13 protein-coding genes are annotated in these 13,658 nt (G+C 37.7%); all 13 read left to right on the top strand.

Annotation, left to right across the window (positions count from 1 at the left end):
* Position 1 precedes the first annotated feature (1 nt).
* A complete protein-coding gene (gene ymfI / locus BMX63_RS07985; RefSeq protein WP_093133832.1) occupies positions 2 to 721 on the top strand; it encodes an elongation factor P 5-aminopentanone reductase in 720 nt (239 codons plus the stop codon).
* Positions 722 to 800: 79 nt separating this feature from the next.
* Entirely contained in the window at positions 801 to 1,061 is a 261-nt protein-coding gene (locus BMX63_RS07980; RefSeq protein WP_093133829.1) for a DUF3243 domain-containing protein, read from the top strand.
* A gap of 619 nt (positions 1,062 to 1,680) precedes the next feature.
* Positions 1,681 to 2,475: a DUF3388 domain-containing protein gene (locus BMX63_RS07975; protein WP_093133826.1), complete on the top strand. Its 795-nt coding sequence runs from the start codon at positions 1,681 to 1,683 to the stop codon at positions 2,473 to 2,475.
* Positions 2,476 to 2,481: 6 nt separating this feature from the next.
* Complete coding sequence (locus BMX63_RS07970) at positions 2,482 to 3,456, top strand: helix-turn-helix domain-containing protein (protein ID WP_093133823.1); 975 nt, start codon at positions 2,482 to 2,484, stop codon at positions 3,454 to 3,456.
* 72 nt (positions 3,457 to 3,528) lie between these two features.
* Positions 3,529 to 4,107, top strand: a complete 579-nt coding sequence (gene pgsA, locus BMX63_RS07965; RefSeq protein ID WP_093133821.1) for a CDP-diacylglycerol--glycerol-3-phosphate 3-phosphatidyltransferase — start codon at positions 3,529 to 3,531, stop codon at positions 4,105 to 4,107.
* Positions 4,104 to 5,366, top strand: a complete 1,263-nt coding sequence (locus BMX63_RS07960) for a competence/damage-inducible protein A (protein WP_245732769.1) — start codon at positions 4,104 to 4,106, stop codon at positions 5,364 to 5,366. Before pgsA ends, BMX63_RS07960 begins: the two co-directional genes overlap by 4 nt.
* 186 nt (positions 5,367 to 5,552) lie before the next feature.
* A complete protein-coding gene (gene recA, locus BMX63_RS07955) occupies positions 5,553 to 6,602 on the top strand; it encodes a recombinase RecA (protein WP_093133818.1) in 1,050 nt (349 codons plus the stop codon).
* A gap of 250 nt (positions 6,603 to 6,852) precedes the next feature.
* Complete coding sequence (gene rny, locus BMX63_RS07950; RefSeq protein WP_093133816.1) at positions 6,853 to 8,418, top strand: ribonuclease Y; 1,566 nt, start codon at positions 6,853 to 6,855, stop codon at positions 8,416 to 8,418.
* A 195-nt stretch (positions 8,419 to 8,613) separates the two neighbouring features.
* Positions 8,614 to 9,411 carry a TIGR00282 family metallophosphoesterase gene (locus BMX63_RS07945; protein ID WP_093133813.1) on the top strand — a complete coding sequence of 266 codons (798 nt, stop codon included), beginning with the start codon at positions 8,614 to 8,616 and terminating at the stop codon, positions 9,409 to 9,411.
* A gap of 199 nt (positions 9,412 to 9,610) precedes the next feature.
* On the top strand, positions 9,611 to 9,871 hold the full coding sequence (gene spoVS / locus BMX63_RS07940) for a stage V sporulation protein SpoVS (protein WP_044157499.1): 261 nt from the start codon (positions 9,611 to 9,613) through the stop codon (positions 9,869 to 9,871).
* 86 nt (positions 9,872 to 9,957) lie between these two features.
* Positions 9,958 to 10,878: a dipeptidase gene (locus tag BMX63_RS07935; protein WP_245732768.1), complete on the top strand. Its 921-nt coding sequence runs from the start codon at positions 9,958 to 9,960 to the stop codon at positions 10,876 to 10,878.
* 130 nt (positions 10,879 to 11,008) lie between these two features.
* Positions 11,009 to 12,772: a 2-oxoacid:acceptor oxidoreductase subunit alpha gene (locus tag BMX63_RS07930; protein WP_093133808.1), complete on the top strand. Its 1,764-nt coding sequence runs from the start codon at positions 11,009 to 11,011 to the stop codon at positions 12,770 to 12,772.
* Positions 12,759 to 13,625 (top strand): 2-oxoacid:ferredoxin oxidoreductase subunit beta, encoded by an 867-nt coding sequence (locus BMX63_RS07925; protein WP_093133804.1) that lies wholly within the window; start codon positions 12,759 to 12,761, stop codon positions 13,623 to 13,625. Before BMX63_RS07930 ends, BMX63_RS07925 begins: the two co-directional genes overlap by 14 nt.
* Positions 13,626 to 13,658: the final 33 nt, after the last annotated feature.

Genomic DNA, 13,658 nt, shown 5'->3' with positions numbered 1-13,658 from the left:
GATGAAAACATGTTTAATTACAGGGGCTAGTGGAGAAATTGGAGGAAAAATTGCTGAAGATCTTGTCCAGAATGGCTGGCAGGTGATTTTACATTGCAATCAGAATTTGGAACGTTTAAGAAGCCAAGCAAAAAATTTACCAGTTGAATCTATTCTTTCCTTTATTCAGGCGGACTTATCAACGCTGGAAGGCATTCAATCGTTACTTGATAAGCTTCATTTCCAGATTGATGCCTTTGTTCACGCGAGTGGTAAAGCCATGTTTGGTCTATTTCAGGATGTAACGGATAACGATATGGATGAAATGATGATGCTTCATGTGCAGGCACCTATGAAAATTACTCGCCAGCTTCTTCCAGATATGATTAGAAGAAAAAGCGGCAGCATTTTGCTTATAAGTTCGATCTGGGGAGATATAGGGGCGAGTTATGAAGTCATGTATTCAACAGTTAAGGGAGCTCAAAATAGTTTTGTAAAGGCGCTGTCAAAAGAAGTTGCTGCTAGCGGCGTTCGTGTTAATGCTGTTAGTCCGGGTGTGATTGATACAAAAATGAATGAACATTTAGCAGATGAAGAACGAAATGCATTGATTGATAAAATTTCACAAAAAAGATTTGGAAGCACGCAGGATGTTTCGAATACTGTTCAATTTTTGTTGAGTGAGCGTGCACAATATATAGATGGACAAATTATTAATGTTAATGGAGGCTTTTCCTCTTAAAATGCATTCCTTTTGTGAATAATCAGCCTTATCCGGTTCACACTAATCATGAAAGGTCCAATTTGAAGGAGGAACTAACATGTCCATCTTAGATAATTTTGATTCATGGAAAGACTTTTTAGGTGACAAGATGCATAATGCAGAAGGTCAAGGATTATCCCAGCAGGAAATTAGTGACCTAGCTTATGAGGTTGGCGATTATTTAGCAACCCAAGTGGACGCAAAAAATGATCAGGAAGCGATTCTTAGAGATTTATGGAATGTCGCTTCTAATGATGAAAAGCACGCAATTGCGAACATGATGGTTAAGATGGTACAAAATGATGGGACGATGCAATAAAACAAGAGGGAGTTTACCCTCTTGTTTTATTTTCGTGAAATTTCATTACGTACGATATGCGTAAGAAGATGGTGGCCAATATCTGTAAATGGAGTAGAGGAAATCCCCTTCATGAGAGAAATGAAGAACAAATAAAAGTAAAAATTCACCTAAAATGTCCTTCCTAATGCTTTTGAAAAGCAAAATAAAGAAAAATCTATGATAATTGTCCTTCATAAAGGATATGAAGGACAAAATTAATGTATATGGTATGAAAATGTCCTTCAAACCAACTACTATGGCATCGGGACAGTGTCTTCGGTTATTTAGCCATTCGGTAGCTAAACCCGTATAACTCCATGTATTCTGCTTATCCCGCCTGACGTAACCAGTCGCCTTCGCTTTTCTTTGTCCAGCTATGGCTCCTAGATTCAAGCAGACATAAGCAGAATTCACTACGTGGTGAAAGGCATACCACTGCGTGTATTCTGCTTATGCTGTGGAATCTAACCAGTCGCCTTCGCTTTTCTTAATAATTTGTAGAATTATGCGAAATATATCCTTTTCTAATATTGAAAAATCATTTATCATAGTAATTAATATGGGTTTTGATGATTCCTGATGATAAAGGGGTTTGGCTATGGAGGAAAAACAAGAATGGTACTTAGAGTACGAAATTCAAACGAACCGTCCTGGTTTATTAGGCGATATATCTTCTTTATTAGGCATGCTGTCGATTAATATTGTGACCATTAATGGTGTTGAAAATTCCCGTAGAGGGATGCTTCTACTCAGTAAGCATGAAGAACAAATAAAACGTCTAAAATCCATTCTTGATACAATGGAAACCATTAGGGTTACAAAATTACGACTGCCCAAATTACGGGATCGTTTAGCTGTTAGACATGGGCGCTACATACATAGTGATGTTGATGATAAAAAAACATTTCGTTTTATTCGGGATGAACTAGGACTTCTTGTTGACTTCATGGCTGAATTATATAAAAAGGAAGGGCATAAACTAATCGGGATAAGAGGAATGCCTAGAGTTGGGAAAACAGAGTCAATTGTAGCAGCAAGTGTTTGTGCTAACAAGAGATGGCTATTTGTTTCTAGCACCTTATTGAAACAAACGGTACGCAATCAGCTCATTAGAGATGAGTATGATGAGGATAACCTTTTTATTATAGATGGTATTGTATCAACTAAACGAGCAAGTGAAAAACACTGGCAATTAATTCGTGAGATAATGCGTATGTCAGCTACAAAGGTTGTTGAACATCCTGACATTCTTGTTCAGCACACAGAATATACGTTACAAGATTTTGATTATATTATTGAACTAAGAACAGAAGAGGATGAAGAAATTACGTATGAAAGTGTTGAACGTCCTACTTTTTCTCAAAATGATGGTTTTTCAATGTTTGACTTTTAAGGATGGATGGTGTTAAAGATGGAATTAGGACAAAGATTAAAAGAGGCTAGAGAGGAAAAAGGCCTTTCTCTTTCTAATATACAAGAAATGACAAAAATTCAAACGCGCTATTTACAAGCCATTGAGGAAGGCCAATTAAGCGTTTTACCAGGAACTTTTTATACTAGAGCATTTATACGTGAATACGCCAATACCGTTGGACTAAATGCAGATCAATTATTAGAAGAATATGAAGAAGAACTTCCATCCTCTGAACAGGAGGAATATGAACGGATAAGTCGAGTTCAGAAGCATAGCAAACAACCATCTTCTGAGAAACATTCCATGTTATTTTCTGTCATCCCCAAAATTTTAACGGTTCTTTTAATTGTTGCTATTGTGGTATTTGCTTACTTTTTTTATCAACAGACCATTGAACCAGAAGAATCACCAAATGAAGAAAATCCTGATGAGGTGGAAATTACACGTGGAAATCAAGCACAGGAGAACAACAATACAGAAGAAAACGAATCAGATTCTAATTCTGATGCAGAAGGCACAGCGAATGAAGAGAATAAAGATGAAGGTAATGGAAATGCAGGAAATACTGAAGGCAATGAAAATGCTGAGAATGAAGCAAGTCAACAAGAAGAATCTAAAACTGAGCTTAATTTAGCCGATCAATCAAATAGTGGCGGACTTTCTGCTGAATATGAAGTAACACTCCCCGAAGATGATGAATTTAAAGTAACGTTAACAGCAACAGACCAAAGCTGGTTGACTGTAAGAAATGCAGAGGGACAAGTGATTTATGATGATATGTTAACAGCCGACAAATCACCAGAAGAATTTGATTTTGCTGATCAAAAAGAAGTGACGATGAGAATTGGTCAGGCAGGAGTTGTTGATGTAACTGTTAATGAAGAGAAATTAGAATATGCATTTGACCCGACAAAACCTAAAAATTTTGTTCAAGATATTACACTAAAAGTGGTACAATAAAAAAGATGGATAAAAAATGGAGTCATCGTGTTCCCGATGACTCTTTATTTCGTTAGCAGGAGGGCGTTAAAATTGAATATCCCAAATCGAATTACATTATCACGTATATTATTAATTCCGTTTTTTATTCTTTTACTTGTCATTCCACTGGATTGGGGAGAACTTACTATTGGTGAGCGTGTGTTACCAGTTTCCCATTTGGTGAGTGCAATCCTGTTTATTATTGCATCAACAACAGACTGGATCGATGGTTATTATGCCAGAAAATACAATTTAGTTACGAATTTAGGGAAATTCCTGGATCCGTTAGCAGACAAATTACTTGTATCTGCTGCATTTATTCTATTAATTGAACAGGGTTTAGCACCAGCATGGATTGTCATCATAATTATTAGCAGAGAGTTCGCCATCACAGGTTTGAGACTTGTAGCCGCAGGAGAAGGTATTGTTCTGGCTGCCAGTCAGATGGGAAAATTAAAAACGTGGATTCAAATAATAGCTGTTTCAGCTCTATTACTTCACAATTTTCCTTTTTCGTATTTAGGTTTTCCTTTTGACCTTATCGCTTTATATGCTGCTATGATTATTACGGTTGTTTCTGGCGTTGAATATTTTGTGAAAAACTGGCACGTGATGAGGGATTCTAAATGAATAAGGAAATGAATGCAGAAATTATTTCGGTTGGTTCAGAACTTTTATTAGGCCAAATCGCAGATACCAATGCACAATGGATATCTCAACAATTAGCTCACTTAGGCATCAATGTATATTTTCATCATACTGTTGGTGACAATTACTCTCGTTTAAAGGACGTTATGAAGCTTGCTAATAATCGATCTAATCTTGTTTTTGTTACAGGGGGGCTTGGACCAACTGAGGATGATTTAACGAGAGAGGCTGGAGCTGATGTATTAAATCAACAGCTTGAAACTAATCAACAGGTATTAGCGAAAATCCAAACTTTTTTTGAGCTAAGAGATATTCCGATGACAGAAAATAATCAAAAACAAGCTCTTGTGTTGAAAGAAGGTGAAGTGTTCCCTAATAATGAAGGAATGGCACCGGGCATGTTTGTAGAATTTAATCAAACTGGATGGATTTTTCTTCCCGGTGTACCTCGGGAAATGAAGTCTATTTTTCTTGAAAGTATCGTTCCTTTTATGAGGGAATACTATCCAGTTAACGAACAAATCGTTTCACGTGTGCTGAAATTTATTGGTATAGGAGAATCTATTCTGGAAGATCGTATTTTTGACCTAATGGAAGCACAAACCAATCCTACCATTGCTCCTCTAGCAGGAGAAGGGGAAGTTACACTTCGGTTAACAGCTAAAGCTAAAACAAATGAAGAGGCCTTAACCGCTATATCATCTCTGCAAGAGCAGTTGATGATGAGAATAGGCGATTACTATTATGGAAAAGATGATGAATCGCTGCAGCAGAAAATTTTAGAAATCCTTAAAGAAAACTCATATACCCTTGCTTCAGCAGAAAGTTTAACAGGTGGTCGTTTTATTGATCAATTCATATCAGTTCCAGGTGCTTCAGCGGTTATAGCAGGATCAGTCGTTAGCTATCAGACACAAGCGAAAGAAAATGTACTCCATATCCCTAAATCCCTTATTGAAGAAAAGGGGACAGTAAGTGAACAATGTGCCAGGGAGATGGCCGAACAAGTTCAAAAGCAAATGCAGTCAGTGATTAGTATTAGTTTTACAGGTAATGCTGGCCCGAATGCCAGTGAGGGAAAACCAGTTGGGTCAGTTTATATAGGACTTAAAATCGGGAATCAGGATACCGTTGTAAAAGCCTTTCAATTTAGCGGGAGCAGAGAGAACATTCGTAATCGTACTGTAAAAAAAGGAATGGAATTATTATTTAATACGCTTAAGGACGTATTGCAAAAATAATATAAAAATCATGTTTATTCTGGTACATGGTAATCATTTTTCTAAAGTTTTGTCATTAAACTTCATTTTTCAGCTATGTTATTTTCATGAAATTAACAGAACATTTATTCGCATTTCTGTTGGCAAATGAATGAAAAAAGGTTATGATAGAAGTAACGATGATAGATTGTTAAAGGAGGAAAAACTGTGAGCGAACGTAAGCAGGCGCTTGATATGGCGTTAAAACAAATAGAAAAGCAATTTGGAAAAGGCTCCATTATGAAACTGGGAGAACAAGAGGGGCAAAAAGTATCAACCGTTTCAAGTGGTTCCATTACACTGGATGTTGCATTAGGTGTTGGAGGTTATCCACGGGGCCGTGTGGTTGAAATTTATGGTCCGGAATCCTCTGGTAAAACAACAGTAGCTTTACACGCCATTGCAGAGGCACAGCGAAATGGCGGTCAAGCGGCTTTTATTGATGCAGAGCATGCATTAGATCCTGTATATGCAAGAAAATTGGGAGTAAACATAGAAGAATTACTATTATCACAGCCAGATACTGGTGAACAGGCATTGGAGATTGCCGAAGCTCTTGTTCGGAGTGGTGCGATTGATATGGTTGTTGTTGACTCTGTTGCAGCACTAGTACCTAAAGCTGAAATTGAAGGTGAAATGGGGGACTCCCATGTCGGTTTACAGGCGCGACTCATGTCTCAAGCCTTGCGTAAATTATCTGGCGCCATTAATAAATCGAAAACAACAGCCATTTTTATTAACCAGATTCGTGAAAAAGTTGGCGTTATGTTTGGAAATCCTGAGACAACTCCAGGTGGCCGTGCCTTAAAGTTCTATTCTTCCGTTCGTTTGGAAGTAAGAAGAGCAGAAACACTTAAGCAAGGAAATGACATGGTAGGGAATAAAACCAAAATTAAAGTGGTGAAAAACAAGGTGGCCCCGCCATTCAAAACGGCTGAAGTTGATATTATGTATGGAGAAGGAATATCTAAAGAAGGAGAATTGCTCGATATAGGAGCTTCTTTAGATATTATTCAAAAGAGTGGTGCATGGTACTCTTATAACAATGAAAAGATGGGGCAAGGCAGAGAAAATGCGAAGAAATTTTTGCGTGAAAATGAAGATATTGCTGAAGAGGTAAAAAACGCAATTCGAAAACATCACAATCTTGACGAGGGAAATGAAGATGAGGGTGAAGAAACCTCAAATGATGCAGCGCAGGAAATGTTAGACGTTTAATAGGGATTAATAAGCAAATGCTGTCCTTAAGAAGGACAGCATTTTTGACTGTTTTGATCAATGAAATGGATAATATTTCTCTATCTTATAGAGCCTGACCTTGACAATGAAATGGGGCACGCTTAAAATTAACATGTATAATTTTATTTTTATATTTCAACAAATTTTTGAAATGCTGACTTAAAATTTGAAATTTTGTACATGCCGACTTGAAATAGTACGAGCATTACAGCAAGAGGAGGTGAACAAAATGGAAACAGTTGTCACCATAATCATCTCCGCTTTGCTAGCCCTAGTTGTCGGTATTGTTGTTGGTTATTTAATTCGCAAGTCTATTTCAGAGGCGAAAATTTCGAGCGCTGAGGACTTGGCAAAACAAATTGTCGAAGAAGGTCGGAGGAATGCTGAATCTGCAAAACGTGAGGCGCTTTTAGAAGCGAAAGATGAAAATCATCGATTACGTCAAGAAACAGAGAACGAACTTCGTGAACGACAAATGGAAGTGAAAAACCAGGAGAATCGTTTATTACAACGAGAGGAAAACTTGGATCGAAAATCTGAATCTCTGGATAAGCGCGAGCTCATGTTAGAACGTAAAGATGAATCACTTGCTGAAAAACAACAACAAATTGAAGAAATGGAAAGCAAAGTGGAAGAGTTGATGAATGAACAGCAAGCTGAGCTTGAACGCGTTTCTGGATACACAACTGATCAGGCTAAACAAATTATTTTAGAGCGTGTGGAAAAAGAAATTAAACACGAAACGGCTATTATGATAAAAGATGCTGAAAATCGTGCCAAAGAAGAAGCGGATAAGAAAGCTAAAAAAGTCTTATCGCTGGCCATGCAACGATGTGCAGCAGATCATGTCGCCGAAACAACGGTTTCAGTCGTGAATTTACCAAACGATGAAATGAAAGGCCGAATCATCGGAAGAGAAGGACGAAATATTCGAGCTTTAGAAACATTAACAGGTATTGATTTAATTATTGATGATACACCAGAGGCTGTGATTCTTTCTGGATTTGATCCCATTAGAAGAGAAACAGCACGCTTAGCACTTGAAAAATTAGTACAGGATGGACGTATCCATCCGGCTCGTATAGAAGAGATGGTCGAAAAATCTCGTCGTGAAATTGATGAATATATTCGCGAAGTTGGAGAAGAGACAACCTTTGAAATTGGCGTACATGGTTTACATCCAGACTTAGTCAAAATTTTAGGTCGACTAAAATATCGTACAAGCTATGGTCAAAATGTGTTGAAACATTCAATGGAAGTCGCGTATTTAGCTGGCTTGTTAGCTGCAGAATTAGGTGAAGACGAACGATTAGCACGTCGCGCTGGATTAATGCATGATATTGGTAAAGCCATTGACCATGAAGTAGAGGGTAGCCACGTAGAGATTGGAAAAGAGCTTGCTCAGAAATATAAAGAGCATGAGGTGGTTATAAATTCTATTGCTTCACACCATGGTGATGAGGAACCAACATCAATTATATCCATCCTTGTAGCTGCTGCAGATGCACTTTCTGCTGCACGCCCAGGTGCACGAAGCGAGACGTTGGAAAACTATATTAAACGTCTTGAAAAATTAGAAGAAATATCTGATTCATATGAAGGTGTTGAAAAGTCCTATGCTATTCAAGCTGGACGGGAGATTAGAATAATGGTTCGTCCTGATTCAATTGGAGATGATGAATCCTTAATTCTTGCTAGAGATATCCGTAAGAAAATTGAAGACGAATTAGATTATCCAGGTCACATTAAAGTTACTGTGATTCGGGAAACAAGGGCAGTTGAATATGCCAAATAAGCGATCCTTAAAGGGTCGCTTTCTTTTTTGTCTACATGATAAATACTCTTAATTTAGCATCCGGCAGTAACTACTATAGTAAAGGAACTGATTTGTACAGTTCCAGTTCAGAAGGTTTTGGGTTTTGACAAGAAATACCTAATATGTAAAACTAAACGTATAATTACTACATAATAGTTTAGAAAGGATTGCGACATGAAAATTTTATTCATCGGAGACGTAGTGGGGTCACCAGGAAGAGATATGCTAAAGGAAAACTTACCACACCTTAAAAGGCGATATAATCCTGATGTAACAGTAGTAAATGGTGAAAATGCAGCACACGGAAAAGGAATAACGGAAAAAATTTACCGACAAATAAAAGAATGGGGGGCCAATGTCATCACACTTGGCAATCACGCCTGGGATAAAAAAGAAATATTTGAATTTATCGATGATGTTGATGACATGATTCGACCGGCTAATTTTCCTCCGGATACACCAGGTAAAGGGTTAACGTTCTATAAATTCGGTCAAAAAGAATTAGCTGTGATTAATGCACAAGGAAGGACGTTTTTACCTCCTATTGAGGATCCTTTTCGAGTAGTAGATGAGCTTGTTAACGAAGCGAAAAAACGAACTCCTTATATTTTTGTAGATTTCCATGCAGAAGCTACTAGCGAAAAACAGGCAATCGGCTGGTTTTTAGATGGTAAAGTAGGTGGAGTTGTTGGGACACATACACATGTGCAAACAGCGGACAATCGCATTTTACCCAATGGAACAGCCTATATCACAGATGTTGGGATGACTGGTCCTTATGACGGGATATTGGGAATGGAAAAAGATAGTGTTCTTAGAAGATTTCACACAGCATTACCCGTACGCTTTGAAGTTGCTTCAGATGGAAGAAATCAACTAAGTGGTGTATTGATTGAATTAAATAAGGAAAATGGGATAGCTAAACGAATAGAACGTATTCTCATCAATGATGACCATCCTTTTTTCCATTAGATAAACATGCTTTCGCTATATTCTTAGTAAGAGGTGAAGGGGCTTTATCCTTTCCTCTCAACAAAATGGAAACGCTCCCATTATTTAGGTCAAAATTTGAATTTTTCAGAAAAATCCTTCATAATAAAAAGGAATATCTAAAAAAATAGTGAATATAGTAATTATGGAAGAATTATAGTAAAAAAAGGAGGAACTAGTAATGGAAATATTAAAAGTTTCAGCAAAATCAAATCCTAACTCTGTAGCAGGTGCTCTTGCAAACGTTTTACGCGAGCGTGGGTCCGCGGAAATTCAAGCAATTGGAGCAGGTGCGTTAAACCAAGCAGTTAAAGCGGTAGCAATTGCAAGAGGTTTTGTTGCTCCTAGTGGTGTAGACCTCATTTGTATTCCAGCCTTTACAGACATTATGATTGATAATGAGGAACGTACGGCTATCAAGTTGATTGTTGAACCAAGATAAATGTAGTATGAACCTGTTTGCTAAGCGGGCAAACAGGTTTTTATTTTAAAAGACTGTTAATCTAACTCATCATAGGGGGAATCAACATGGTTATCGATGGACATTGCGATGTATTATATCAATTATGGAAAAATCCCGAATGGTCGTTTAACGATCAGGAAGAGTTAAGAGTGAATTATAATAGATGGATAAATAATGATGTAAAGGTTCAATGCTTTGCTATTTTTGTACCTCCTGATGTACCTGAAGATTTACAATTTCATAGTGCACTTAAAATGGTAGATATATTTTATGAAAAAATTCTTAAGCCCTATCCTAACATTAAAATGGTAAAGTCCCGAGAAGATATTGATAATTTGAAAGATGACGAGAAAGGAGCAATGCTTACTTTAGAGGGATTACATCCTATTGGTCACGACATCATCAAATTAAAAACATTACTCCACTTGGGGGTTAAAGCTGCAGGACTTACCTGGAATAATGGAAATGCAGTTAGTGATGGAATTGGAGAAGTGAGAGGAGCAGGTTTATCAAAGTTCGGAAAACAAGTTGTGGATGTATTGAATACATATGAAGTATTAACTGATGTTTCGCATTTATCCTATAAAGGTTTCTGGGAGGTTATGGATGAGGCTTACTATCCCATTGCCAGTCACTCAAACAGCTTCAAAGTTTGTGCACACCGAAGAAATCTCGATAACAAACAAATTAAAGCATTAATTTCCAGAAATGCTTTTATGGGTGTGACGTTTGTTCCAGAATTTTTAACAGGAGCGAATCAGGCCACAACGAAGGATGTTATTGACCATATTGAAAAAATACTAACTTTAGGTGGCGAAAATATTGTTGGTCTGGGGTCTGACTTTGATGGTACAGATGGAATTGTAGAAGGACTGGAAAATTATTCAGACTATAATTCTTTTATTCAGGAATTAAAAGGAAGATTCTCTGCAGACTTTGTCCAAAAGATTAGTCATGAAAATTTTCTTAAAGTATTACCAAAATAGTTTGTAATAAGCCTTATAGCTTATTCTATTATATTCTCATTTATTACTTCCATCGGAGCATCCCGTTTATTCATGTAATAGGAAGAATGGGGTGTTCCTTCTGAAATTAATTAAGGGGGTGTCTTATTCAATGATTAGCCAACTTTCATGGAAAGTAGGAGGGCAGCAGGGGGAAGGAATTGAAAGCACTGGCGAAATTTTTGCAGCAGCCATGAATCACTTAGGTTACTATCTTTATGGTTACAGACATTTTTCATCACGTATTAAAGGGGGGCATACAAATAATAAAATAAGAGTTTCGACACGTCCTGTTCGTTCATTGCAAGATGATTTAGATATCTTAGTGGCTTTTGATCAAGAAACAATTGATGTGAATTTTGATGAGCTTCATGATGATGGTATTGTCATTGCAGATGCGAAGTTTAAACCGGTCATACCAGAAGGCTCGAATGCTACCTTGTATGCAGTACCTTTTACAGAAATAGCAAGAGAATTAGGAAGTTCATTAATGAAAAACATGGTTGCAATAGGAGCATCCGGCGCCATTTTAGATTTGGACGCAAAAGAATATTATACAATTGTCAGTCAAACCTTTGGAAGAAAAGGGGATAAAGTAGTTGAAAATAATATGAAAGCGATTGAGAAAGGAGCGGCATTTGTTCAATCTCAATCACAAGGACAGCCTTCGAAATTAAAACTAATGCCTGCAGACGGAAGAAAACGAATGTTTCTGATTGGAAATGACGCTATTTCACTTGGTCTATTAGCCGGTGGATGCCGATTTATGGCTGCCTATCCTATTACTCCAGCCTCTGAGATTATGGAATTTATGATTAAACATTTACCCGATTATGGAGGTACAGTCATTCAAACAGAAGACGAGATGGCAGCAGCGACTATGGCGATTGGGTCTAATTATGCGGGAGTAAGGGCTGTTACTGCTTCTGCAGGTCCAGGACTTTCATTAATGATGGAATCCATCGGCTTAGCCGGCATGACGGAAACGCCCCTTGTGGTTATCGATACCCAGCGTGGTGGCCCGAGTACAGGACTTCCAACGAAGCAGGAGCAATCAGACTTAATGGCAATGATTTATGGGACCCACGGAGAAATACCAAAAATTGTCATAGCACCTAGTACAGTTGAAGAAGGATTTTATGATGCCGTGGAAGCCTTAAATCTGGCGGAAGAATATCAATGTCCGGTTATTTTATTGTCTGATTTGCAATTATCTTTAGGAAAACAAACCATTGATACCCTTGATTACGATCAAATTGAAATTAGAAGGGGTGATCTTAATCTCGAACCCGATTTACCAGAACTTAAAAAAGGTGAATATTTTAAACGTTATAAAATTACCGATTCAGGCATTTCTCCACGATTAGTACCTGGAACCAAAAATGGTATTTTTCATGTTACCGGTGTTGAACATGATGAAACAGGTAAACCATCAGAAAAAGCTCCAAACCGTAAAAAGCAAATGGAAAAAAGACTTCGCAAATTACAAGACCTGCCAAATAAATTCCCTTCACCCGTTGCTCTCAACTTACAACATAAAAATCCTGACCTCTTATTCGTTGGATATGTATCTACCAGAGGGGCTATAGAAGAAACAATAGAACGATTAGAACAAGAAGGATTAAAAGTCAATCACGCCCAGATAAGATTGATCCATCCATTCCCGACTGAAGAAGTAAAACCACTAATTGAGGAGGCAAAACAGGTAATAGTTGTTGAACATAATGCTACAGCCCAGTTAGCCAATATTATAAAGATGAACGCAGGTTATGGTGACAAAATCTCGAGCATTTTAAAATACGATGGTACACCGTTTTTGCCTGGTGAAATTTATGAAAAATGTATGCAGGAGGTGGTTGTTTATGGCAACGGTTAAGGACTTTCGAAATAATGTGAAGCCGAATTGGTGTCCAGGTTGTGGTGACTTTTCTGTACAGGCATCCATACAACGAGCGTGTGCCAGCTTAGGATTAGAACCGGATGATTTGGCCTTAATTTCAGGAATTGGGTGTTCAGGTAGAATCTCTGGTTATGTAAATGCCTATGGGTTTCATGGTACACATGGGAGGGTGCTGCCCATCGCACAAGGGGTTAAAATGGCTAACAAGGATTTAACGGTCATTGCTGCCGGGGGTGATGGAGATGGTCTTGCGATTGGGATGGGGCATACTATTCATGCCATTAGAAGGAACATTGATATCACATATATTATTATGGACAATCAAATTTATGGATTAACCAAAGGTCAAACATCCCCTCGTAGTGAGTCTGGCTTTGTAACAAAAAGTACTCCAGAAGGCTCCATTGAACCTTCTGTAAATTTAATGGAAATGGCACTGTCCTCTGGTGCCACATTTGTAGCGCAAAGCTTTTCCAGTGATATAAAAGATTTAACATCTATTATCGAACAAGGAGTAAAACACAAGGGATTTTCGCTTATTAATGTATTTAGCCCATGTGTAACTTATAATAAAGTTAACACCTATGATTGGTTTAAAGAAAATCTGGTAAAGCTTTCTTCTATTGAAGATTACGACCCAAGTGATCGGGGGATGGCTATGAAAACACTAATGGAGCATGATAGTCTTGTTACCGGTTTAATCTATCAGGATACAGTGAGAAAATCGTATCAGGAAATGGTGAAAGGCTATAAAGAGGAACCGCTTAAGGATGCCGAATTGAATATGGATCGTGAAAAGTTTAATGAACTCGTTCAGCAATTTATCTAAAGAACTTTTGATTAATCGGAATTGATTCATATT

Source organism: Salinibacillus kushneri, from assembly GCF_900111405.1.
Classification (GTDB): domain Bacteria; phylum Bacillota; class Bacilli; order Bacillales; family Alkalibacillaceae; genus Salinibacillus; species Salinibacillus kushneri.
This window is presented reverse-complemented; position numbering and strand designations above follow the sequence as displayed.

What these genes read in the sequence shown, in the direction of transcription:
- ymfI (WP_093133832.1), top strand. Translation starts at nt 2, where the DNA reads ATGAAAACATGTTTAATTACAGGGGCTAGTGGAGAAATTGGAGGAAAA.
- BMX63_RS07980 (WP_093133829.1), top strand. Translation starts at nt 801, where the DNA reads ATGTCCATCTTAGATAATTTTGATTCATGGAAAGACTTTTTAGGTGAC.
- BMX63_RS07975 (WP_093133826.1), top strand. Translation starts at nt 1,681, where the DNA reads ATGGAGGAAAAACAAGAATGGTACTTAGAGTACGAAATTCAAACGAAC.
- BMX63_RS07970 (WP_093133823.1), top strand. Translation starts at nt 2,482, where the DNA reads ATGGTGTTAAAGATGGAATTAGGACAAAGATTAAAAGAGGCTAGAGAG.
- BMX63_RS07960 (WP_245732769.1), top strand. Translation starts at nt 4,104, where the DNA reads ATGAATAAGGAAATGAATGCAGAAATTATTTCGGTTGGTTCAGAACTT.
- rny (WP_093133816.1), top strand. Translation starts at nt 6,853, where the DNA reads ATGGAAACAGTTGTCACCATAATCATCTCCGCTTTGCTAGCCCTAGTT.
- BMX63_RS07945 (WP_093133813.1), top strand. Translation starts at nt 8,614, where the DNA reads ATGAAAATTTTATTCATCGGAGACGTAGTGGGGTCACCAGGAAGAGAT.
- spoVS (WP_044157499.1), top strand. Translation starts at nt 9,611, where the DNA reads ATGGAAATATTAAAAGTTTCAGCAAAATCAAATCCTAACTCTGTAGCA.
- BMX63_RS07935 (WP_245732768.1), top strand. Translation starts at nt 9,958, where the DNA reads ATGGTTATCGATGGACATTGCGATGTATTATATCAATTATGGAAAAAT.
- BMX63_RS07930 (WP_093133808.1), top strand. Translation starts at nt 11,009, where the DNA reads ATGATTAGCCAACTTTCATGGAAAGTAGGAGGGCAGCAGGGGGAAGGA.
- BMX63_RS07925 (WP_093133804.1), top strand. Translation starts at nt 12,759, where the DNA reads ATGGCAACGGTTAAGGACTTTCGAAATAATGTGAAGCCGAATTGGTGT.